The 18,545-nt window shown below is 72.1% G+C and carries 22 protein-coding genes; 7 read left to right on the top strand and 15 right to left on the bottom strand.

Going from position 1 to position 18,545, the window contains the following annotated elements:
* Positions 1-3: 3 nt before the first annotated feature.
* Positions 4-678 (bottom strand): class I SAM-dependent methyltransferase, encoded by a 675-nt coding sequence (locus ACYVC6_RS11330; protein WP_460714041.1) that lies wholly within the window; start codon positions 676-678, stop codon positions 4-6.
* 40 nt (positions 679-718) lie between these two features.
* A complete protein-coding gene (mca, locus tag ACYVC6_RS11325; protein ID WP_460714039.1) occupies positions 719-1,657 on the bottom strand; it encodes a mycothiol conjugate amidase Mca in 939 nt (312 codons plus the stop codon).
* Positions 1,658-1,686: 29 nt separating this feature from the next.
* Here mca and ACYVC6_RS11320 point away from each other — a divergent pair, with 29 nt between their 5' ends.
* Positions 1,687-2,094: a DUF4307 domain-containing protein gene (locus ACYVC6_RS11320; RefSeq protein ID WP_460714037.1), complete on the top strand. Its 408-nt coding sequence runs from the start codon at positions 1,687-1,689 to the stop codon at positions 2,092-2,094.
* Between the two features lie 162 nt (positions 2,095-2,256).
* Positions 2,257-2,754, top strand: a complete 498-nt coding sequence (greA, locus tag ACYVC6_RS11315) for a transcription elongation factor GreA (RefSeq protein WP_460714035.1) — start codon at positions 2,257-2,259, stop codon at positions 2,752-2,754.
* Positions 2,755-2,779: 25 nt separating this feature from the next.
* Here greA and ilvA read toward each other — a convergent pair whose 3' ends face one another.
* The 6 genes from ilvA to ACYVC6_RS11285 are packed head-to-tail and all read right to left on the bottom strand — an operon-like array spanning position 2,780 to position 9,074.
* Positions 2,780-4,006 (bottom strand): threonine ammonia-lyase, encoded by a 1,227-nt coding sequence (ilvA, locus tag ACYVC6_RS11310; protein ID WP_460714033.1) that lies wholly within the window; start codon positions 4,004-4,006, stop codon positions 2,780-2,782.
* The gene (locus ACYVC6_RS11305; RefSeq protein WP_460714031.1) at positions 3,999-5,348 is read right to left on the bottom strand and encodes an AI-2E family transporter; all 1,350 of its coding nucleotides are present in this window, start codon (positions 5,346-5,348) and stop codon (positions 3,999-4,001) included. The genes ilvA and ACYVC6_RS11305 overlap by 8 nt, the downstream gene beginning before the upstream one ends.
* 16 nt (positions 5,349-5,364) lie before the next feature.
* Positions 5,365-6,741, bottom strand: a complete 1,377-nt coding sequence (locus tag ACYVC6_RS11300; protein WP_460714029.1) for a glutamate mutase L — start codon at positions 6,739-6,741, stop codon at positions 5,365-5,367.
* Entirely contained in the window at positions 6,738-7,061 is a 324-nt protein-coding gene (locus ACYVC6_RS11295) for a YidH family protein (RefSeq protein ID WP_460714027.1), read from the bottom strand. Before ACYVC6_RS11295 ends, ACYVC6_RS11300 begins: the two co-directional genes overlap by 4 nt.
* Before the next feature lie 4 nt (positions 7,062-7,065).
* Positions 7,066-8,226, bottom strand: coding sequence for a cystathionine gamma-synthase (locus ACYVC6_RS11290; RefSeq protein ID WP_460714025.1), 1,161 nt, complete (start codon positions 8,224-8,226; stop codon positions 7,066-7,068).
* Entirely contained in the window at positions 8,223-9,074 is an 852-nt protein-coding gene (locus ACYVC6_RS11285; RefSeq protein ID WP_460714023.1) for a hypothetical protein, read from the bottom strand. Before ACYVC6_RS11285 ends, ACYVC6_RS11290 begins: the two co-directional genes overlap by 4 nt.
* A 146-nt stretch (positions 9,075-9,220) precedes the next feature.
* Between ACYVC6_RS11285 and ACYVC6_RS11280 the strand changes: the two genes are divergently transcribed.
* The 3 genes from ACYVC6_RS11280 (at position 9,221) to ACYVC6_RS11270 (ending at position 11,074) form a co-directional block, all read left to right on the top strand.
* Positions 9,221-9,886 (top strand): lysoplasmalogenase, encoded by a 666-nt coding sequence (locus ACYVC6_RS11280; RefSeq protein ID WP_460714021.1) that lies wholly within the window; start codon positions 9,221-9,223, stop codon positions 9,884-9,886.
* A gap of 89 nt (positions 9,887-9,975) precedes the next feature.
* A complete protein-coding gene (msrA, locus tag ACYVC6_RS11275; RefSeq protein ID WP_460715331.1) occupies positions 9,976-10,626 on the top strand; it encodes a peptide-methionine (S)-S-oxide reductase MsrA in 651 nt (216 codons plus the stop codon).
* Positions 10,627-10,717: 91 nt separating this feature from the next.
* Entirely contained in the window at positions 10,718-11,074 is a 357-nt protein-coding gene (locus ACYVC6_RS11270; RefSeq protein WP_460714019.1) for a YciI family protein, read from the top strand.
* A 13-nt stretch (positions 11,075-11,087) separates the two neighbouring features.
* Here the strand turns inward: ACYVC6_RS11270 and ACYVC6_RS11265 are convergent, their stop codons facing one another.
* From ACYVC6_RS11265 to ACYVC6_RS11250, 4 genes are all read right to left on the bottom strand, one after another.
* Positions 11,088-12,395 (bottom strand): hypothetical protein, encoded by a 1,308-nt coding sequence (locus tag ACYVC6_RS11265; protein WP_460714017.1) that lies wholly within the window; start codon positions 12,393-12,395, stop codon positions 11,088-11,090.
* 97 nt (positions 12,396-12,492) lie between these two features.
* Positions 12,493-12,927 carry an arsenate-mycothiol transferase ArsC gene (locus tag ACYVC6_RS11260; protein WP_460714015.1) on the bottom strand — a complete coding sequence of 145 codons (435 nt, stop codon included), beginning with the start codon at positions 12,925-12,927 and terminating at the stop codon, positions 12,493-12,495.
* A gap of 2 nt (positions 12,928-12,929) precedes the next feature.
* Positions 12,930-14,018, bottom strand: coding sequence for an ACR3 family arsenite efflux transporter (gene arsB / locus ACYVC6_RS11255; RefSeq protein ID WP_460714013.1), 1,089 nt, complete (start codon positions 14,016-14,018; stop codon positions 12,930-12,932).
* The gene (locus ACYVC6_RS11250) at positions 14,015-14,395 is read right to left on the bottom strand and encodes a metalloregulator ArsR/SmtB family transcription factor (RefSeq protein ID WP_460714012.1); all 381 of its coding nucleotides are present in this window, start codon (positions 14,393-14,395) and stop codon (positions 14,015-14,017) included. The genes arsB and ACYVC6_RS11250 overlap by 4 nt, the downstream gene beginning before the upstream one ends.
* Before the next feature lie 72 nt (positions 14,396-14,467).
* On the opposite strand from ACYVC6_RS11250, the gene ACYVC6_RS11245 reads away from it, so the two are divergent.
* Positions 14,468-15,805 (top strand): ABC1 kinase family protein, encoded by a 1,338-nt coding sequence (locus tag ACYVC6_RS11245; RefSeq protein WP_460714010.1) that lies wholly within the window; start codon positions 14,468-14,470, stop codon positions 15,803-15,805.
* On the top strand, positions 15,802-16,896 hold the full coding sequence (locus ACYVC6_RS11240) for a phosphotransferase (RefSeq protein WP_460714008.1): 1,095 nt from the start codon (positions 15,802-15,804) through the stop codon (positions 16,894-16,896). The genes ACYVC6_RS11245 and ACYVC6_RS11240 overlap by 4 nt, the downstream gene beginning before the upstream one ends.
* On the opposite strand, the gene ACYVC6_RS11235 is transcribed toward ACYVC6_RS11240, so the two are convergent.
* Genes ACYVC6_RS11235 through ACYVC6_RS11225 form a run of 3 tightly spaced genes read right to left on the bottom strand, consistent with a single transcriptional unit; the run spans position 16,897 to position 18,538 of the window.
* Positions 16,897-17,421, bottom strand: a complete 525-nt coding sequence (locus ACYVC6_RS11235; protein ID WP_460714006.1) for a DinB family protein — start codon at positions 17,419-17,421, stop codon at positions 16,897-16,899.
* A gap of 2 nt (positions 17,422-17,423) precedes the next feature.
* Complete coding sequence (locus ACYVC6_RS11230; protein ID WP_460714004.1) at positions 17,424-18,167, bottom strand: VOC family protein; 744 nt, start codon at positions 18,165-18,167, stop codon at positions 17,424-17,426.
* The gene (locus ACYVC6_RS11225; RefSeq protein WP_460714002.1) at positions 18,164-18,538 is read right to left on the bottom strand and encodes a pyridoxamine 5'-phosphate oxidase family protein; all 375 of its coding nucleotides are present in this window, start codon (positions 18,536-18,538) and stop codon (positions 18,164-18,166) included. The genes ACYVC6_RS11230 and ACYVC6_RS11225 overlap by 4 nt, the downstream gene beginning before the upstream one ends.
* Between the last annotated feature and the right edge of the window lie 7 nt (positions 18,539-18,545).

The following is an 18,545-nucleotide window of genomic DNA, read 5'->3' as shown; positions in this document are numbered from 1 at the left end:
CACTCAGGCCGGGCGCATCACGACGCAGTAGTTCTTCGGCATCCCGCGGTCGGTGACCTTGCGTCGTACGTCCAGCTTCGCGAAGAAGTACGCCGCGAGCAGAGCCACCGCCCGGACCGGCAGCCACGGTCGCGACATGCATCGGGCGAACATCTGGAGCTGATAGCTGACCGTGCCGTAGTAGCCCTCCAGCCAGTCGATCGAGACGATGTCGAACCCCGCCTCACCAGCCAGGCGGCGCCACTCGAACTGGGTGTAGCGGCGGAAGTCGAACGGCTGCTCGTGCTCCTCGTAGAACAGGGGTGCGGAGATCCACACCTGTCCCGTCGGCTTGAGCACCCGATGGATCTCGGCAAGTGCCGCCCGAGGATCCGTCACGTGCTCGAGCACCTGGGAGCAGAACACCAAGTCGTAGGTGTCGTCAGCCATCGGCATGTCGTCGACGCTGCACACGTAGTCGGGCGGGGCGTCACCCCGGTCGATCACGACGAGGTCCGACGTCTCGTACTTCGCGTGCGCGAAGTGGTCCCGGTAGCGGGCATTGCCGGCGCCCGCATCGAGCACCCGGTCACCGGGAGCTGCGGCTCTACCGGCCGATGCTGCCCATTGGTCGAGGTGCCACCGCGATGAGTTGAAGGTGAACGGTGCGACCAACCTCGCCAGGGTCCCATTGGGCATGAGCAGCACCCTATGTCGACGGAGAACCCGCCGAGTGACTTCAGAGCGGGCCGCTCCCGCGCTGCTCCTCTTCAGCCCCGGGAACCTGGATGCCCGCGAAGAGATCGTCCTCGGGGACGGGGCTGTCGACGAACGACTTGACGAGCTCGTAGTCCTCGGTGGGGGCGACGTCCTCCTGGATCTCCCGTGGGATCGCGAACCAGAAGCCGTCGGGGTCGATCTGGGTGGCGTGCGCGAGCAGCGCCTGGTCCCGGACCCCGAAGTAGTCGCTGCACGGCACCTTGGTGGTGATCCGGGCGTCCCACTCCGGCTCGGGCTCCCACTCCTTGAGCCGCTCCTCCCACGGTGACTCCAGACCGTGGGCGAGCATCGCCTCGTGCAACGCCAGCATCCGCGGGCGGTTGAACGAGTGGTGGTAGTAGAGCTTGAGGACCTGCCACGGCTCGCCCAGCTCGGGATAGCGCTCCGGGTCGGCGGCCGCCTCGAACGCCTCCACGGAAACCTCGTGGCACTTGATGTGGTCGGGATGTGGATAGCCGCCACGCTCGTCGTAGGTCGTCAGCACGTGCGGCTTGAACTCGCGGATCACCTTCACCAGGGGTGCGGCGGCCTCCTCGAGCGGCACCAGTGCGAAACAGCCGTCCGGGAGCGGAGGCTTGGGGTCACCCTCGGGCCAGCCCGAGTCGACGAAGCCGAGCCAGTCCTGCCGGATGCCGAGGATGTCGCGCGCGCGCTCCATCTCCTGCCTGCGGATCTCGGAGATGTTGGCCAGCACGTCGGGCCGGTCCATCTTCGGGTTGAGGATCGAACCGCGCTCCCCGCCGGTGCAGGTGGCGACGTGCACGTCGACACCCTGCGCGACGTACATCGCGGTCGAGGCCGCGCCCTTGCTGGACTCGTCGTCGGGGTGCGCGTGCACGTGCATCAGCCGGAGCCCCGCGCGAGGCTTTCCATCGGTCGGCCCAGGGGGATTCGGCATGTGTTCAGCCTAGGTGTGAGAGTGGACGGGTGAGCACGCAGGACAGCCTCGCCGACCGGTACGGCGCGCCGTCGGCGGGCCGTCGGCGCCTGCTGGTCGGTGCAACGGTCGTCGTCGCCGTGGTGTTCCTCGGCTGGCTCGTCTGGACCATGGCCGGCAGCACGCAGGCCCAGGTCACCTCAGAGCTCGAGAGCTTCTCGGTCGTCGACGACTCCACCGTCTCGGTGGTGCTGGTCGTCAGTCTGGCCGACGACGAGGTCGAGGCGAGCTGCCGGCTCCGTGCCTACGCCGAGGACCACAACGTGGTCGGCGAGCTCGCCTTCACCCCTGACCCTGCCGTCGGACAGCGCCAGGTCGTGGAGGTGCGGACCGAGCGCCGGGCCACCGCCGTCGAGTCGCTCGGCTGCACGGCCGAGGGTCAGAAAAGACCCCGATGACGGTTGCCTTGTTAGACTGAACCTTCTGACGCTGCCGGCAGTCATCTGACCGGCCCAGCGCCGACCGGCGTCGATCACGAACCACCACGACCGATCACGACCGATCACCACCGATCACGACGCCAGTCGACCATCATCGAGCGACATCTCAGGAGTACCCCCATGACTCAGTCCACCGAGCAGGCCACCATCTGGCTCACGCAGGAGGCGCACGACAAGCTGACCGCTGAGCTGGAGGACCTCAAGGGACCGAAGCGCCAGGAAATCATCGAGCGCATCAGCTCGGCGCGTGACGAGGGCGACCTCAAGGAGAACGGCGGCTACCACGCGGCCAAGGACGAGCAGGGCAAGCAGGAGGCCCGGATCCGTCAGCTCGAGGACATGCTCCGCCGGGCCGAGGTGGGCGAGACGCCTCCCGACGACGGCATCGTCGAGCAGGGCATGAAGGTCACCATCCGCTTCGTGGACTTCGACGACGAGGAGACCTTCCTCTTCGGTGCCCGGGAGATGGAGGAGGAGGGCCTCACGGTCTACTCCCCCCAGTCCGCCCTCGGTGCGGCGATCAACGGCCGCAAGCGCGGCGAGAAGGTCAGCTACACGGCCCCCAACGGCAAGGACGTCAGCGTCGAGATCGTCGACGCGGTGCCCTTCACGGGCTGATCACCCACACCGACAGCGCGCTCGGCTACTCGTAGATCCGGTAGCCGCGCTCGCGGAGCCGGTCCATCACCTGCTCGGAGTGCTCGGCGCCGCGGGTCTCGAGCTGCAGGTGCACCTCGACCTCGTCAAGGTGCAGCCGCGGTGAGATCCGCTCGTGCGCGACCTCCAGCACGTTGGCGCCCACGGCACTGACCTCGGTCAGCAGGGTCGCCAGCCCGCCTGGGGTGTCCGGGATGTTGACGTGCAGGTTGAGGTAGCGCCCGGCGGCCGCCATGCCGTGCCTGATCACCTTGCCGAGCAGCAGCGGGTCGATGTTGCCGCCCGAGAGCACCGCGACCACCGGGGTCTCGAAGCGCTGCGGCTGGTCGAGGATCGCCGCCACGGCGGCGGCGCCGGCGGGCTCGACGACCATCTTGGCCCGTTCGACCAGGGCCAGCAGGGCCCGGGCCAGGGAGTCCTCTGAGACGGTGAGCATCTCGTCGACGTGGTCGCGGACCGCGGCGAACGTCAGGTCCCCCGGCAGGCCCACCGCGATGCCGTCGGCCATGGTGTTCATCGACGCCAGCGGCTCGGGGTGACCCGCCTCCAGCGAGGGCGGGTACGCCGCTGCGCCGGCCGCCTGCACACCGACGACCCGGACGTCCGGGCGCAGCGCCTTGACCGCGATCGCGACTCCGGCCAGGAGCCCACCTCCGCCGGTCGGGACGATGACCGTGCGCACGTCGGGCGCCTGTTCCAGCACCTCGAGCCCGAGCGTCCCCTGCCCGCTGATGATGTCGACGTGGTCGAACGGGTGGATCAGCACGGCACCGGTCTCCTCGGCGAAGCGCCGCGCCGCGACCAGCGACTCCTCCAGCGTCCTGCCCTCGAAGACGACGTCCGCGCCGTAGCCGCGAGTGGCCCGCTCCTTGGGGATCGGCGCTCCCTCGGGCATGAAGACGGTCGAGGTGATGCCGAGCAGCTGGGCGGCGAGCGCGACCCCCTGGGCGTGGTTGCCGGCCGAGGCCGCGACGACGCCGCGGGCCCGCTCCTCAGGCGAGAGACGCGAGATCCGGGTGAAGGCGCCGCGGGCCTTGAACGAGCCGGTGCGCTGCAGGTTCTCCGCCTTGAGCGACACCGGGCCGCCCACCAGCGCCGACAGCCAGCGGGACTGCTCCATCGGCGTCTCGATGGCCACGCCCCGGATCAGCTCGCGGGCCGCCTCGACGTCCGCCAGCGTCACCGGGCACTCGTCGAGCGGGGCGTCAGCCACCGACCGCTCCGTCGTCCGGGCCGCCGGAGTCCGCAGGCGCGTCGTGCGCCCCCTCCACGACAGCGGTCTCGCCGGTCTCGACGTAGTCCTCCGCGAGCTCCTCGACCGGGTCGTCACCGGGCTCGGTGTAGCCGGCGAGGTGCTGCACGACGGCGTTGGCGGCGGCCGCGAGCGGCACCGCGACGAGCGCGCCGGCGACGCCAGCGGTGAGCACGCCGGCACCGATCGCGAGGATCACCGCGAGTGGGTGCACTGACACCCAGCGGCCCATGAGGAAGGGCTGGAGGACGTGGCCCTCGAGCTGCTGCACCCCGATCACGATGGCCAGCATGATCAACGCCGTGACCGGCCCCTGGTCGACGAGCGCGACGAGGATGGCGACCGTGCCGGCGATGGTCGCACCGATGATGGGCACGAAGGCGCCGAGGAAGACCAGCACACCGATGGCGAGCGAGAACGGGACGCCGATGATGGCCGCCCCGGCCCCGATGAGGAGGCCGTCGACGGCGGCCACGATCACGGTGGCCCGCACGAACTGGGTCAGCGAGATCCAGGCGACCCGGCCCGAGCTGTCGACCCGCTCACGGGCCGCGCGCGGCGAGAGCCGGACCACCCAGGCCCAGATCCGGTCACCGTCGGAGAGGAAGAAGTAGGTCGAGAACAGCACGATGAAGAAGCCGGCAAGCACGTGGCCGACCGTGGTGCCCACCTCGGTGACCCGGGAGACGACGCCGCCCTCCCCCGACTGCTCGCTGATCGCCTTCTGCATGCCGTCGATGACGTCGTTGATCTGCGAGTCGCTGGCGTTGAGCGGGCCGTCCTTGAGCCAGTCGCGGATCTTCTGGAGCCCGGCCACCGTCTGGTCGGCCAGGTCGTTCGCGCCCTGCGCGACCTGCTGGCCGGCGAACGTGAGCAGCGCGGCGACCGCCCCGATGGTGGCCAGCACGACCAGGATCGACGCCACGCTCCGGCGTACGCCGATGCGGGTCAGCCGCTCGACGACGGGCACGACCAGGGCGGTGACCAGCAGCGCCACCACCACGGGGATGACGATGACCGCGAGGAAGGCGACCAGCCAGCCGAGCAGCGCCACCGCCGCGGCGATGACCAGGAACCGCCACGACCAGGACGCCGCCAGCTCGACGCCGTGCGGGACGTGGGCCATCCGGTGCGGAGGCGGGGCGGGGGGCGGCGGCGGGTGGCGCTCCGCGCTGCGGATCGCGTTCCACTGGTGGGCGAGCCGCGAGGCGACGCCTGCGTGCGGGGCGTCGGCGTCGTCGGCGTGCGGAGCGTCGTCGGCGTCGGCGTGACCCACCTCGTGCCCCTGCTCCGGCCTCACCACCCGGGCAATCTATCCATCAGCGGCCCTCCATCAGGGACATGACCAGCCGGTACCCCGCGTCGGGGTGGTCAGCGGCCAGCAGCCCGGCGGCCGCCAGCACGTAGTCGTGGTCGACCACGAGCCGGGCTCGCTCGGGCAGCTGCCAGCCCTCGGAGACGTCGGTGCGGCCCGGCCCGACGCTGGGGCCGAGCACCCGGTCGGCGACGCCCGGGCGGCCGTGGCGGAGCACGCCACCAGAGCCGACGACCAGGCCCACCCGGCGCAGGTCGGTCCCGGTGCGCTCGACCACCCGGCCCTCGGGGCTGACCACCACACGCGACCGGCCGGCGTGGCGGCGCAGCGCCAGGCCGACGGCGGCCCGGGCGATCGCCTCGTCCTCGTCGCGCTCGGCCTTGGTGCCGGGCAGGAAGCCGGGGGCGGCACGACGGGCCTGGGCGGCCACGGCCAGGCCTTCGAGACCGGCGGCCTCGGCCGTCGAGACTGCGGACCAGCGCATCCCGAGGTCACCCTCCACAGTGCGGGTGACCGGGCTACCGGCGACGACCTCGCGAGCCAGACCCTCGGCGTCGACCGACCCGTCCTCGGGGTCGATCTCCACGACCGAGTGCACGTCGGTCGTCGCGCCACCGACGTCCACCACCACCACGTCGCCGACGCCGGGCCGCGCGTCGTCGAGCCCCCGGGCCAGCAGCTCGACGCCGGTAAGCACGATGTCGGGCGTCGCACCCCGCACCATCGCGGTGAAGTCACCCCGTGAGCTGAGGTGCTTGCCCCCGATGACGTGGGACAGGAACACCTCACGCACCGCGGCCCGGGCGGACTCCGGCGCCAGCACCCCGATCCGCGGCACGACGTTGCCGGCGAGCACGTGCGGGATCCCACCCAGCGCACGGCTCACGTCGTCCCGGGCGTCCACGTTGCCGGCCACGACGACCGGCCCGCGCCACCCGCTCGCCGCCAGGCCGCGAGCTGCCTCGACGATCACCTCGGCGTTGCCACCGTCGGTGCCGCCCGTCAGCAGCACCACGTCCGCGTCCAGCCCCGACCCGTCCGTGCTGGTCAGGCCGCTCGACGCGAACGGCACCACCGACACGACCTTGCCCCCGCTGGACAGCGCGACCCGGCGACCCGCCTCGGCGGTCACGAGCTCCTCGGCGCCGACCACGGCGATGCGCAGGCCGCCGCCGGCGCTGGAGCACGCCAGCACCTCGGCCTCGCCCGCGCGCGCGTCCTGCTCGGTGAGTGCGGTCAAGCAGGCGTCGTAGCCGTCGAGGACGTCGGTGTCGATCGTGGTGCGGTGCTCGGCGGCCGCGACGATCCGGCCCGAACCGAGGTCGACCAGCGACGCCTTGGTGAACGTCGAACCGAAGTCGACACAGACGACTGCGCTCAAACCAGCACCGCGACCAGGGACACCACCGCGGCCAGGAGGCAGACGAAGACGGAGGCGGCGAGCAGGTGCGCGGGCCCATTCCCGGGCAGCTCTCGCTCACCCCGGATCGCGGCGTCCACACCGCGGAACCGCAGGTAGCCGCCCACCGCGGCAACGCCGCCGGCGACCACGAGGAGCACGCCGAGCAGGCGCGAGGTCCACTCGGGGTCGAGCAGGTGGACCACCGCGAGCCCGGCGCCGACCAGCCCCACCGACGTCCGCTGGTAGGCCAGGAAGGTCCGCTCGTTGGCAAGCGTGAAGCGCGTGTCCGGCTCGCTCACCGGCTCATCCGAGGGCACGGTCCAGGTCCAGGATCAGGTCCTCCACGGTCTCGATGCCCACGCTGAGCCGCACCAGGTCGGCGGGCACCTCCAGGGCGGTGCCCGCGACGCTCGCGTGGGTCATCCGGCCCGGGTGCTCGATCAGCGACTCGACGCCGCCGAGCGACTCCCCGAGCGTGAACACCTCCGCGCGCTCGCACACCCCCAGCGCCTGGGACTCACCGCCCGCGACCCGGAACGACACCATCCCGCCGAACCGCCTCATCTGCCGCGCCGCCACCTCGTGACCCGGGTGGTCGGCCAGGCCGGGGTAGTAGATCTGGGTGATCGCCGGGTGGCTGCCCAGGAACTCGACCACCGTCTCGGCGTTGTCGCAGTGACGCTCCATCCGGACCGCCAGCGTCTTGAGCCCGCGGAGCACCAGCCACGCGTCGAACGGCCCGGCCACGGCACCCATCGCGTTCTGGTGGTAGCCGATCTTCTCGGCCAGCTCGAGGTCGCGCACGACGACGGCGCCGCCGACGACGTCGGAGTGCCCGCCGGCGTACTTGGTGGTCGAGTGCACGACGACGTCCGCACCGAGGGTGAGTGGACGCTGGAGGTAGGGCGAGGCGAACGTGTTGTCCACGACCAGCAGCGCGCCCGCGTCGTGGGCCAGGCCGGCGAGGGCCTCGATGTCGGCGATGCCGAGCAGCGGGTTGGTGGGGGTCTCGACCCAGACCATCTTGGTCTGTCCGGGCCGGATCGCGGAGGCCACCGCGTCGACGTCGGAGAGCTCGGCCGGGCTGTGCTCGACCCCCCACCGCTGCTCGACCCGGTCGAAGAGCCGGAAGGTGCCGCCGTAGGCGTCGCCGGGCAGGACCACGTGGTCGCCGGGGTCGAGCAGCCCCCGCACCAGGGTGTCCTCGGCGGCGAGTCCGGACGCGAACGCGAAGCCGGCCTCCCCCTCCTCCAGGGCCGCGAGGTTGCCCTCCAGCGCGGTGCGGGTCGGGTTGCCCGAGCGGCTGTACTCATAGCCGCCGCGCAGCCCGCCGACGCCGTCCTGCTTGTAGGTGGAGGTGGCGTAGATGGGCGGGATGACCGACCCGGTCATGAGGTCCGGCTCGTAGCCCGCATGGATGGCGCGGGTCTCGAAACCGGACTTGGTGCGATGCTCCTGGGTCACCTGGTGAGGGTATCCAGGCCTGCCTCGCGTCCACTGACGGGAGCGTGCTGGTGCTCCGCGGGAGACGAGCGCAGATGCCGCCAGGCGGCGACCAGGCTGACGAGCACCACGAGGGAGACTCCGACCAGCGGTGGGATCGTGCCGCTTTCGCCGTCCGCCGCCATCAGAAGCACGGCGGCCACGATGCTGGTGCCCATCAGCACCGAGAAGACCAGCCAGGGACCGGCGAGGAACCGACCCATCGGCCGGCCGTGGAGCAGCGAGAACCCGGTGAGCACGAACCCGGGCAGCACGACCGACAGGTCGATAACGTGGATGGGGTTCACCGGCAGCCCGGTGTCGGCCAGGCTCGAGGGCGGGTCCCCGGTCACGACGGCCGGAATGATCTCGCTCAGCCACAGCAGCGCGAACAACGTCCCGGTGCCGATCAGGGTGTACGCCGCCAGCCGGGTCCCCTCCCGCGCCGTTGTGGTCGCCCGGAGCTCCCCGGCGTTGCGGAGCACGGCGTAGATGCTGAGCCCGAGAACGGCGACGTAGACGGGGAACAGTCGGTTGAAGTGCACCGCGAGTGCGTAGACCACGAACGCGTAGATGGCATAGAACAGCGTCCCGAGCCACACCGCGCCGGCGGCGGGGGCGCCTCGCCGGTGAGCCCAGCAGGCGGCGACGAGGGTGAGCGCGGCGAGGAGGTTGCCGAGATCCTGACCGCGCGCCTGGAGCGTCCAGTTGTCGGTCTCGGCGGCGTAGACGTCGGGGTCGACCAGTCCCAGCAGACTCGAGGTGGTCATCAGGGCGGCGATGACCGAGGTCCAGGCGACGATGTGGGCAGGTCCTCGCGGCGCGATCATGGTGTCCTCCGGGGTGCGCGGGCGGTTCTCTCCGATTTCACGCTGCCGCACCGCGCGGCCCCTGGACATGAGGCGATAGGCCGCCACGAGCAGGGCCGAAGGTCCGGACGATTGCCGACCCCGGCTGGCTGGGCCAGGCTGAGGGGGTGACCGCACGGCGCCGCTTGCTGAACGGCGCCTATACGGCGCTGTCCGTCGCCGACACCGTGCTCGTCGGGCTCGGTCCGCGAGGGCGCCGGCTGCACCACGTCGTCAAGCCGCTGCTCATGCCGGCGCTGGCCGCGACCCTCGTGGACGACGCCCGCTGCGGTCCCGCGGTCCGGCCGACGCTGGCCGCCCAGGGTCTGTCGTGGGGCGGGGACGTGGCCCTGATGGGCACCAGCGGTGGCCGGTTCCTGGCCGGCGTCGGCTCGTTCCTCGGCGCGCACCTGGCGTACGTCGCCGCGTTCCGTGCCCTGGGGGCCAGCCCACCGAGCACTTCGGCTCCGGGCCGCGCCGTCCTGGCCCTCTCGGCGGCGCTGGTGCCGGCCAACGCGCTCGCCGCAGGACGGCGGGACGCTCGGCTGGGCGTGCCCATCGGGGTCTACGGGATGGTGCTCGCCGCCATGGCCGCCAGTGCCGCGGCGCTCCCGGGGAGCGCCGGACGTCGGCGGATCCAGTCCGGCGCCGCCCTGTTCCTGCTGTCCGACTCGCTGCTGGGCGCCCAGCTGTTCCTGCGCCACGAGCCGCACCCCGCGCTGGAGTCGGCGGTGATGGCGACCTACACCGCCGGGCAGTGGCTGATCAGCGACGGGGTCCGCCGATCCGCCTGATCCTGTGGATCTGCTGAGGACGGGAACGCCCAGCAGGTGCCTGCTGTTGCAGACTGTGCCCAGTACGACATCTAGGAGCCGCAGTGAGCATGTTCACCCGCCGCAACGCCGCCCTCGTCGAGCCCGAGCAGACCCTGCCCGGCCGCACCGAGCGCCCCTTCCACGTCGCCGACAAGCACAAGGTCCTCGACGCCCCGGTCATCACCGACGAGGCCCCGGCCGGCCTCGAGGTCGCGATCTTCGGCCTCGGCTGCTTCTGGGGGGCCGAGGAGGTCTACTGGCAGGTCCCGGGCGTCTGGTCCACCTCGGTCGGCTACGCCGGCGGCACGACCCCGAACCCGACGTACGACGAGGTCTGCAGCGGCCGCACCAACCACACCGAGGCCGTGCGGGTCGTGTTCGACCCGACTGTCGTGTCCTACGCCGACCTGGTGAAGACGTTCTTCGAGGTGCACGACCCGACCCAGGGCTTCCGCCAGGGCAACGACGTCGGCACGCAGTACCGCTCGGCGATCTACTACACGTCGCCCGAGCAGGAGCAGACGGCTCGTGAGCTGACCGCGGTCTACGGCGCCGAGCTCGAGCGCCGCCGACTCGGGTCGATCACGACCGAGATCCGGCCCGCCGACGAGGTGCCCTACTACTACGCCGAGGACCACCACCAGCAGTACCTCGCCAAGAACCCCTTCGGCTACCGCTGCCACGCCAACACCGGCGTGAAGTTCCCGGCGACCGCTTAGTCCACCGACCGGCGGGTGTCGTATCCGGCAGCCGCCGTTCGTGGAGACGGTGAAGGGTGGCAGTCGGTGCTGCCCCGACACAGGAGGACACATGCCCGAGTACCTCATCTTCTTCAACCAGCAGTGGGTGCCCGACTACCCGGAGCAGGACTGGCCCGAGATCGCCAGGACGTCCAAGGCCGTGGTCGCGGAGATCCAGGAGGCAGGTGAGCTGGTCTTCGCCGGCGGCCTCGAGGAGACCGCGGCGCTGGCCCACGCCGACTACGCGAGCGGGGAGTCGATCGTCACCGACGGCCCTTACGTCGAGACCAAGGAGTGGCTGGGCGGTCTCACCATCGTCGACGTGCCCGACGACGACCGGGCGCGCTACTGGGCGGGCCGGATCGCGGTGGGCTGCCGCTGGCCCCAGGAGGTCCGCAGGGTCCAACCGGGCAGCGCCCGCGGCTGACCAGTCCCGCGACCTACGGCGTCAGCAGGACGCGCATCCGCAGCGGGAGCGCCTCCTGGTCCCACAGGACCGGCACGTCGCCGTTGGGGGCGACGACGGCCGACGCCCACTCGAGCACGTCCACGCCGGAGTCCCGCCGGGCGGTGTAGCGCCGGGTCCAGGCTCCGTCGTGGGGCCGGTAGCGCCCGTAGACGCCGTAGGAGCCCCAGCCGACGTAGGTGTCACCCGCGTCGTTGACCGCGACCATGACGTCGCTGGCCACGGTGCCGCCGTCCGCCAGTCGCACCGGGTCGGACCAGCCGCCCCGCGCGCCGCGCTCGACCACCTCGACCCGACCCTCGCCGCGGGCGATGCCCACGACGAAGCGTCCGCCGCGACCGACTGTGACGTCGACGTCGTTGAGCTCACCGCCCGTGACCAGCTTGCGCGACGCCTGCCACTTGCCGCCGGCCGGCCGGGTCGCCGCCCGCACGCCGGAGAAGTCCGGGGTGAAGACCACCACGGCACGCCCGTCGGGCGCGACGGCCAGGTCGAAGCTGTAGCCCTCCGCGGTCACGGGGCTGGAGGAGCTCCAGCGGCCGCCGATCCCACGGACCCGGGAGGCCAGGGCCTGCGGCTCCCCGAAAGGTTGGACGCCGTAGACCACCATCGCCGTGCCGTCGGCGGCGATGCCCACCTCGGGCATCCGCGCGTCGTTGGCAGGCGTGACGTCGACCGCCTTGCGCCACCGGCCAACCTCGGGCCGGTAGGCCGACTGGATGCGCGAGTCCACGCCTTCGTCCTCGAAGGTCCAGGCCACGACCAGGGCGCCACCACGGTTGACCGCCACGTCCGGGTCCGTGGCACCGCGCACGTCCGCCCCGGGGACGTAACCGGGGAGGACGAGGTCGCGCGACAACGGCGTCGGCGCCGACCAGTCAGTGGACCGGGTACGCCGTGCAGCGACCACGCCGTCGCTGAACCCCTCGCGCTGGGTGATCCAGACAACGGTCGTGACGCCCCGCTTGTCTGCGACGACCTGCGGGTCGTAGCCGTTGCCGAGCACGGCCTTCTTGCCCCAGGTGCCGTTGGCGAACCGCTGCTGGGCCACGACCCGGGCCGGGAAGTCCGAGGTCGACCAGGCGACCGTGGTCGTCCCGCGCCCGTCGACCGCGATCGAGGCGCTCCGCGGGTTGGGGGCCAGGGTGCGGACCGGTCCCCACCTGGGGGCGCTTCGTTCGGCCCGGTCCGGCGGCCCCGCGGTGGCCGGGTTGGCCACCAGCACCCCGGAGCAGGCGAGGGCCAGTGCGGTGAGGCCGGTCAGGAGCGGGCGAGTGGACATGGCGAGAACCTCCTAGGTGTCCCCGCCAGCGTCCGCCGACTCGACCCCACGTCCTAGGTGCGGACGACCCTTTTCCGGCGGCCCTTTGGTCCCGGCCCTACGACAGCACCGACGGTCCCAGCTCGATGCCGGGCACCAGCTCGGTGAGCATGGCCCGGACCCGGGCGTCGATGTCGGCGACGATCGCCCGCACGGTGGCCTCGTCCTGCCCGCCGGGGTCGGCGACCGGCCAGTCGACGTACCTCACCCCCGGGACGTAGGGGCACTCCTCGCCGCAGCCGAGGGTGACCGCGAGGTCGCTGGCGGCGACGGTCTCGCGGGTGAGCACCTTGGGGTGCTCCTGGGAGGTGTCGAGCCCGAGCTTCTCCAGCGCCTGCGCCACCTCCGGGTGGATGTGCTCACCGGGCTGGGTGCCGGCGGACACCGCGCGGACGCGCCCCTGGGCGTAGTGCTCGGTGAGCACTCGCCCGATCACCGACCGCCCGCCGTTGCGCACGCAGGCGAAGACCACCTGCGGGATCTCGTCAGCCATGGTCACGCTCCTGTCTCGGTGAAGTAGCGGCGGGCCCACAGGCTCACGTAGACCAGCGCGACCAGGACCGGCACCTCGATGAGCGGGCCGACGACTCCGGCCAGCGCCTGCCCGGAGGCGACCCCGAACACCCCGATCGCGACGGCGATGGCGAGCTCGAAGTTGTTGCCGGCCGCGGTGAACGAGACGGCCGTGGCCCGCTGGTAGTCGAACCCGAGCGACCTGGTGAGCAGCATCGAGCCGCCCCACATGAGGAAGAAGTAGGCCAGCAGCGGCAGCGCGATCCTGGCGACGTCGAGCGGCTGGTTGGTGATCGTGTCGCCCTGGAGGGCGAAGAGCAGGACGATCGTGAACAGCAGGCCGTAGAGCGCCGCCGGGCCGATCCGCGGGAGGAACGTGGACTCGTACCACTCCCGGCCCCTGGCCCTCTCCCCCAGCGTGCGGGTGAGGTAGCCGGCCAGCAGCGGGATGCCGAGGAAGATCAGGACCGACCTGGCGATGTCCCACATGGAGACGTCGAGGGACGACTGGTCGAGACCCAGCCAGCCGGGCAGGACCTCCAGGTAGAAGTAGCCCAGCACGGCGAAGGCGAGGATCTGGAAGATCGCGTTGAGCGCGACCAGGATCGCCGCGACCTCACGGTCGCCGCAGGCGAGGTCGTTCCAGATCAGGACCATCGCGATGCACCGCGCCAGGCCCACGATGATCAGGCCGGTGCGGTATTCCGGCAGGTCGGGCAGCAGCAGCCACGCCAGTGCGAACATCAGCGCCGGCCCCACCAGCCAGTTGAGGACGATGGACGTGGCGAGCAACCGCTTGTCGCCGGTGACGCTCCCCAGCTCGTCGTAGCGGACCTTGGCCAGCACCGGATACATCATCACCAGCAGTCCGACGGCGATCGGCAGGGACACCGACCCCACCTCGACCGCGGCGAGCGCGTCGTCCAGGCCCGAGACGAGCCGGCCGAGCAGCAGCCCGCCGAGCATCGCCACCCCGATCCACAGCGGCAGGAACCGGTCGAGGGTCGAGAGGCGGCGCAGGACGGGGCTCTCCGGGCCGGCCGACGGGCCCTCGCGGACGGTGTCACTCATGGTCGCTCACTCGAAAAGCCCTGCTCGAACAGGCCGGCGAGTGCGTCCATCGCCTCCGGGCGGGCCTTGTAGAACACCCAGGTACCGCGCCGCTCCCGGTCGAGCAGCCCGCTCTCGTGCAGGACCTTGAGGTGGTGGCTGATGGTCGGCTGGGACAGGTCGAACGACGGGGTGAGGTCGCAGACGCACGCCTCCCCGCCCTCGTGGGAGAGCACCAGCGACAGCAGCCGCAGCCGCGCGGGGTCGGCGACCGCCTTGAGCATCGGGACCACTGCCGCGGCCTGCTCGACGCTGATCGGGTCGCGGGCCAGCGGCACGCACGAGGCGAGCGGGTCGTCGACGAGGGGGAGCTCCCGGGTGCGGAAGGAGTTCGACACCCCTCTATGTTGATGGCTGTCTATGAATGTCGCAAGTGCGGACTCCTTCCCCCGGTCAGGGACACTGGGCCCATGACCGACCTGCCCCGCAAGGCCGCAGCGCGCACGGCGAGGCTCGCCGCGCTGCCGCTGGGGTACGCCGGTCGCACGGCCGTCGGCTTCGGCAAGCGGATGGGCGGCGCTCCTGCCGAGACGGTGCTGACCGAGATCCAGCAGCGGACCGCCGAGCAGCTGTTCCGCACGCTCGGCGAGCTCAAGGGCGGGGCGATGAAGTTCGGCCAGGTGCTCTCGGTCCTGGAGTCCGCGCTCCCGGAGGAGGTCGCGGCGCCCTACCGCGAGCAGCTGACCCGCCTGCAGGACGACGCGCCGCCGATGCCGACCCAGACCGTGCGCGACCAGCTCACCAAGGACCTCGGCGCGGACTGGGCCGACCGGCTGGTGTGGCTCGACGGCGGACCGACCGCGGCCGCGTCGATCGGGCAGGTCCACAAGGGCCGCTGGGTCGACGGCCGAGAGGTGGCCGTCAAGGTGCAGTACCCCGGCGCCGGGGAGGCGCTGCTCTCCGACCTGCGCCAGCTCGCCCGGCTGGCCCGGACGATCGGTCCGCTGGTGCCCGGCGTCGACATCAAGCCGCTGGTCGCCGAGGTCCAGGCCCGGGCCCGTGACGAGCTGGACTACACCCTCGAGGCCGAGGCGCAGCGCGCCTTCGCGGAGGCCTTCCGCGACGACCCCGACATCGTGGTGCCCGATGTCGTCGCGGTCGGTGAGTCGACGCTGGTCACCGAGTGGCTGGAGAGCCCGCACTCCATGGCGACCGTGATCCGCGAGGGCACCCAGGAGGAGCGCGACCACTACGGCCAGCTGTTCGTGCGGTTCCTCTTCGCCGGTCCGGCGCGCACCGGGATGCTGCACGCCGACCCTCATCCCGGCAACTACCGCATCCTGCCGACCGAGGACGGACGCCCTGGACGCCTCGGCGTCCTCGACTTCGGCGCGGTGGCCCGCCTGGAGGGCGGCGGCCTCCCCGAGGCGATGGGCCGGCTGATCCGGGTCGCCGCGAACGCCGACCACGAGCAGCTCGAGCAGGGCCTGCGCGAGGAGGGGTTCATCAAGGACCGCGTGCGCATCGACCCGGACCTGCTGCTCGACTACCTGGCGCCCTTCGTGGAGCCGACGAAGGTCGAGAGCTTCCGGTTCACCCGGGAGTGGATGCGCGAGCAGTTCCAGCGGATCAACAACCCCCGGGAGCCGACGTACACGGTGGCGCTCAAGCTCAACCTGCCGCCCAACTACCTGCTGATCCACCGCACCTGGCTCGGCGGGATCGGGGTCCTCAGCCAGCTCGAGGCCGAGGCGCCGTTCCGTGAGATCCTCACCGAGTTCCTGCCCGGTTTCGCCGAGCCGGCATGAGCATCGCGCGCACCGGACGACGCGTCGCGACCGAGGTCGGGCGCGCTGGCGTCGACCGGGTACGCCGCCGCGGCGGCCTGCCCCGGCACGCGGCGGCCCTCGGACCTGCCGACCTGACCCGGCTGCTCGGCCGCACGGTCACCGGCGTACGCCCGCTCGACGGCACGACGGGCACCACCGACCGGGCCCGGCTCGCGGTCGAGGGCCCGGACCTGCCGGCGTCGGTGTTCGTCAAGACCGCGGCGGTCGACGCCGGCACCCGCATCTTCGGCGGCCTCGCCCGGCTCGGTGAGGTCGAGGTCGGCTTCTACCGCGACGTCCGCCCCGGGCTCGACCTGCGAGCGCCCTCGCTGATCGGGGCGAGCTTCGACCGGGGCACCGGGCGGTTCGTCATCGTGCTCGAGGACCTCGCCGCTCAGGGGGCCGTCTTCTGCGACACCCTCACCCGGCTGACCACCGACCAGACCGCCGCCGTGCTCTCCACCCTGGCCCGGCTGCACGGCGCCACCCACACCCGCTTGCCCCGCGTCGGCTGGCTGGGCACCAACTCCGGCGACGCCCTGCTCCCCCTGGTCAGCGCGTCACTGCCCCGGCTCGCCGCGAAGGTGGCCGAGCGGGCCCCGGAGCTGCTGTCCACCGAGGCGGCCCCGCTCCTGCGCGGCTACCGACGCTGGGCGAGGAGCCTGGACGAGGGACCCCACTCGGTGCTGCACGGCGACCCGCACCCGGGCAACGTCTACCTGCATGGCGAGCAGGGCGCCGGCCTCCTCGACTGGCAGGCCGTGCGCCGCGGCAACCCCCTGCGCGACGTCACCTACCACCTGGTGCTCGGCATGACCGTCCCCGACCGACGCGCCCACGAGCGCGACCTGCTCGCCCACTACGCCGCCGAGCTCGCCGCCCACGGCGGTCCGGAGCTGAACGCCGACGAGTGCTGGCGGCAGCACCGCCGGATGGCGGCGTACGCCTATGTCGCGGCGGTCTTCACCTCCGGTCTCGGCGGCCTGCAGAACGCCGACATCGCCGACGCCGGGCTCAAGCGCGCCGCGGCGGCCGTCGCAGACCTGGAGACGCACCAGCAGCTCGGGTGACTACTGCCCGACGGACCCGTCGATCGACTCCCGGATCAGGTCGGCGTGGCCGAGGTGCCGGGCGTACTCCTCGATCATGTGCACGACGATCCACCGCATGCTCAGCGGCGCACCGGGCTTGCGCTTGCGATGGCCCACGGCGATCGCGTCGAGGTCGCCGACCTCGGCGAGAATGCTGCGGGACCGCCCGACCTCGGTGTCCCACAGCGCCCAGAGCTCGTCCGGGCTGAGCTGTGCGGCGATCGACCACTCCGCGTCGTTGTCGGCCTTCCAGTCCCGCGAGGACCACGGCTCGGCCGGCCGCTCGCCCCGGAAGATCTCGGTGAACCACCAGCTCTCCACCCAGGCCATGTGGGTCACCAGCCCGCCGAGCGTCATCGTCGAAGGCTCCAGCCGTTGAGCCAGCTGGTCGGCATCGAGGTCGCCGGCCTTCATCCGCAGGGTCGCGCGCATCCACTCGAGGAAGGCGGTCAGCATCGTCAGCTCGTCGGCCACCTGCGGGATGTCGGGACGCTTGTGGGGCACGGTCAGTCCTCCTGGGGCGGGCGCTCGGTGATGCAGTAGGTGAACCCGTCCGGCCCGGTCATGACGGTCCAGCCGCGGTCGAACCGCTCGACGAACGTCGCTCCGGCGGCGACGTGGCGCTCGACCTCGGCGTCGCGGTCGGTGGCGCACCAGTCGAGGTGGGCGCGGACGGCCGGCTCGTCCCGGTCGAGGCGCTGCAGGAGGAGCCGGAGCGGCTGCCCCGGTGGCGGGGTCAGCCTGGCGAACTCGACGTCGGGCCGGGGCGGGCGCGGCTCCCATGAGGTGAGGTCCTCCCAGAACGCGAACTCCGCGTCGTACGACGACGGCGGGATGTCGAGGCAGACCTGGTCGACGCGGGAGCGATTGCCGTCCGGCCAGACCGTCGCCCGGGGAACCTCCCCGACCCGGTGCGGGACGAAGCAGAAGGTGAAGCCGCCGGGAGACGTCAGGGTCAGGTAGCCGCCCTCGTCGGCCACCATCGCCGCGCCCAGGCCGAGCGCCTCCAGCGCGGCGGTCCGCGGCTCCGCGACGTGCAGGTCGAGGTGCACGCGGCTGGGACCGGACCCGAGCCGCTGGACGCGCAGGAACCCGTCGCCGTCGGGTGGCACCAGCGTCACGAACTCGCCGTCCTCGCCGCGGGTGGCGGACCGCTGGTAGCCGGTCAGCCGCTCCCAGAGCTCCAGTCCCTGGGCGTGCTCGTCGGGCGCCAGGTCGAGGAACGCGCTCAGCCCGAGGACCTCGTTCATGCCACCGGGTGGCAGTCGTGGCCGCAGCCGTCGGGCGCGGGCGGCCCGTCGGCGTGGGCCGCCGGACGGTGCAGCACCGCTGCCGAGGGCGTGATGCGTACGTCGTCGCCGTCGGCCTCGGCGGTGCCGTCGACGAGCAGCGTGAAGCCCCGCTGCTCCAGCGGTGGGAGGACCAGGGTGACGGCCGGGTTGCCCGCGAGGTTGGCCAGCGTCCCGCGTCCCGGCGCCGTCACCCGCACCGCCCCGTCGGTGACCGTCGGCTCGACGGTCACCACCTTGGCCGAGCCCGCGGCCGAGACCGTGACGAGGTAGCCGGCGCCGAAGCCCTCGAGTGCCTTGCCCAGGTCGCCGACGTCTACCGGGATGCTCATGGACCGA

The sequence above is a fragment of the Nocardioides dilutus genome (assembly GCF_054779555.1).
This window is presented reverse-complemented; position numbering and strand designations above follow the sequence as displayed.

What these genes read in the sequence shown, in the direction of transcription:
- ACYVC6_RS11330 (WP_460714041.1), bottom strand. Translation starts at nt 678, where the DNA reads ATGCCCAATGGGACCCTGGCGAGGTTGGTCGCACCGTTCACCTTCAAC.
- mca (WP_460714039.1), bottom strand. Translation starts at nt 1,657, where the DNA reads ATGCCGAATCCCCCTGGGCCGACCGATGGAAAGCCTCGCGCGGGGCTC.
- greA (WP_460714035.1), top strand. Translation starts at nt 2,257, where the DNA reads ATGACTCAGTCCACCGAGCAGGCCACCATCTGGCTCACGCAGGAGGCG.
- ACYVC6_RS11285 (WP_460714023.1), bottom strand. Translation starts at nt 9,074, where the DNA reads ATGATCGCGCCGCGAGGACCTGCCCACATCGTCGCCTGGACCTCGGTC.
- msrA (WP_460715331.1), top strand. Translation starts at nt 9,976, where the DNA reads ATGTTCACCCGCCGCAACGCCGCCCTCGTCGAGCCCGAGCAGACCCTG.
- ACYVC6_RS11270 (WP_460714019.1), top strand. Translation starts at nt 10,718, where the DNA reads ATGCCCGAGTACCTCATCTTCTTCAACCAGCAGTGGGTGCCCGACTAC.
- ACYVC6_RS11265 (WP_460714017.1), bottom strand. Translation starts at nt 12,395, where the DNA reads ATGTCCACTCGCCCGCTCCTGACCGGCCTCACCGCACTGGCCCTCGCC.
- ACYVC6_RS11260 (WP_460714015.1), bottom strand. Translation starts at nt 12,927, where the DNA reads ATGGCTGACGAGATCCCGCAGGTGGTCTTCGCCTGCGTGCGCAACGGC.
- arsB (WP_460714013.1), bottom strand. Translation starts at nt 14,018, where the DNA reads ATGAGTGACACCGTCCGCGAGGGCCCGTCGGCCGGCCCGGAGAGCCCC.
- ACYVC6_RS11245 (WP_460714010.1), top strand. Translation starts at nt 14,468, where the DNA reads ATGACCGACCTGCCCCGCAAGGCCGCAGCGCGCACGGCGAGGCTCGCC.
- ACYVC6_RS11240 (WP_460714008.1), top strand. Translation starts at nt 15,802, where the DNA reads ATGAGCATCGCGCGCACCGGACGACGCGTCGCGACCGAGGTCGGGCGC.
- ACYVC6_RS11230 (WP_460714004.1), bottom strand. Translation starts at nt 18,167, where the DNA reads ATGAACGAGGTCCTCGGGCTGAGCGCGTTCCTCGACCTGGCGCCCGAC.
- ACYVC6_RS11225 (WP_460714002.1), bottom strand. Translation starts at nt 18,538, where the DNA reads ATGAGCATCCCGGTAGACGTCGGCGACCTGGGCAAGGCACTCGAGGGC.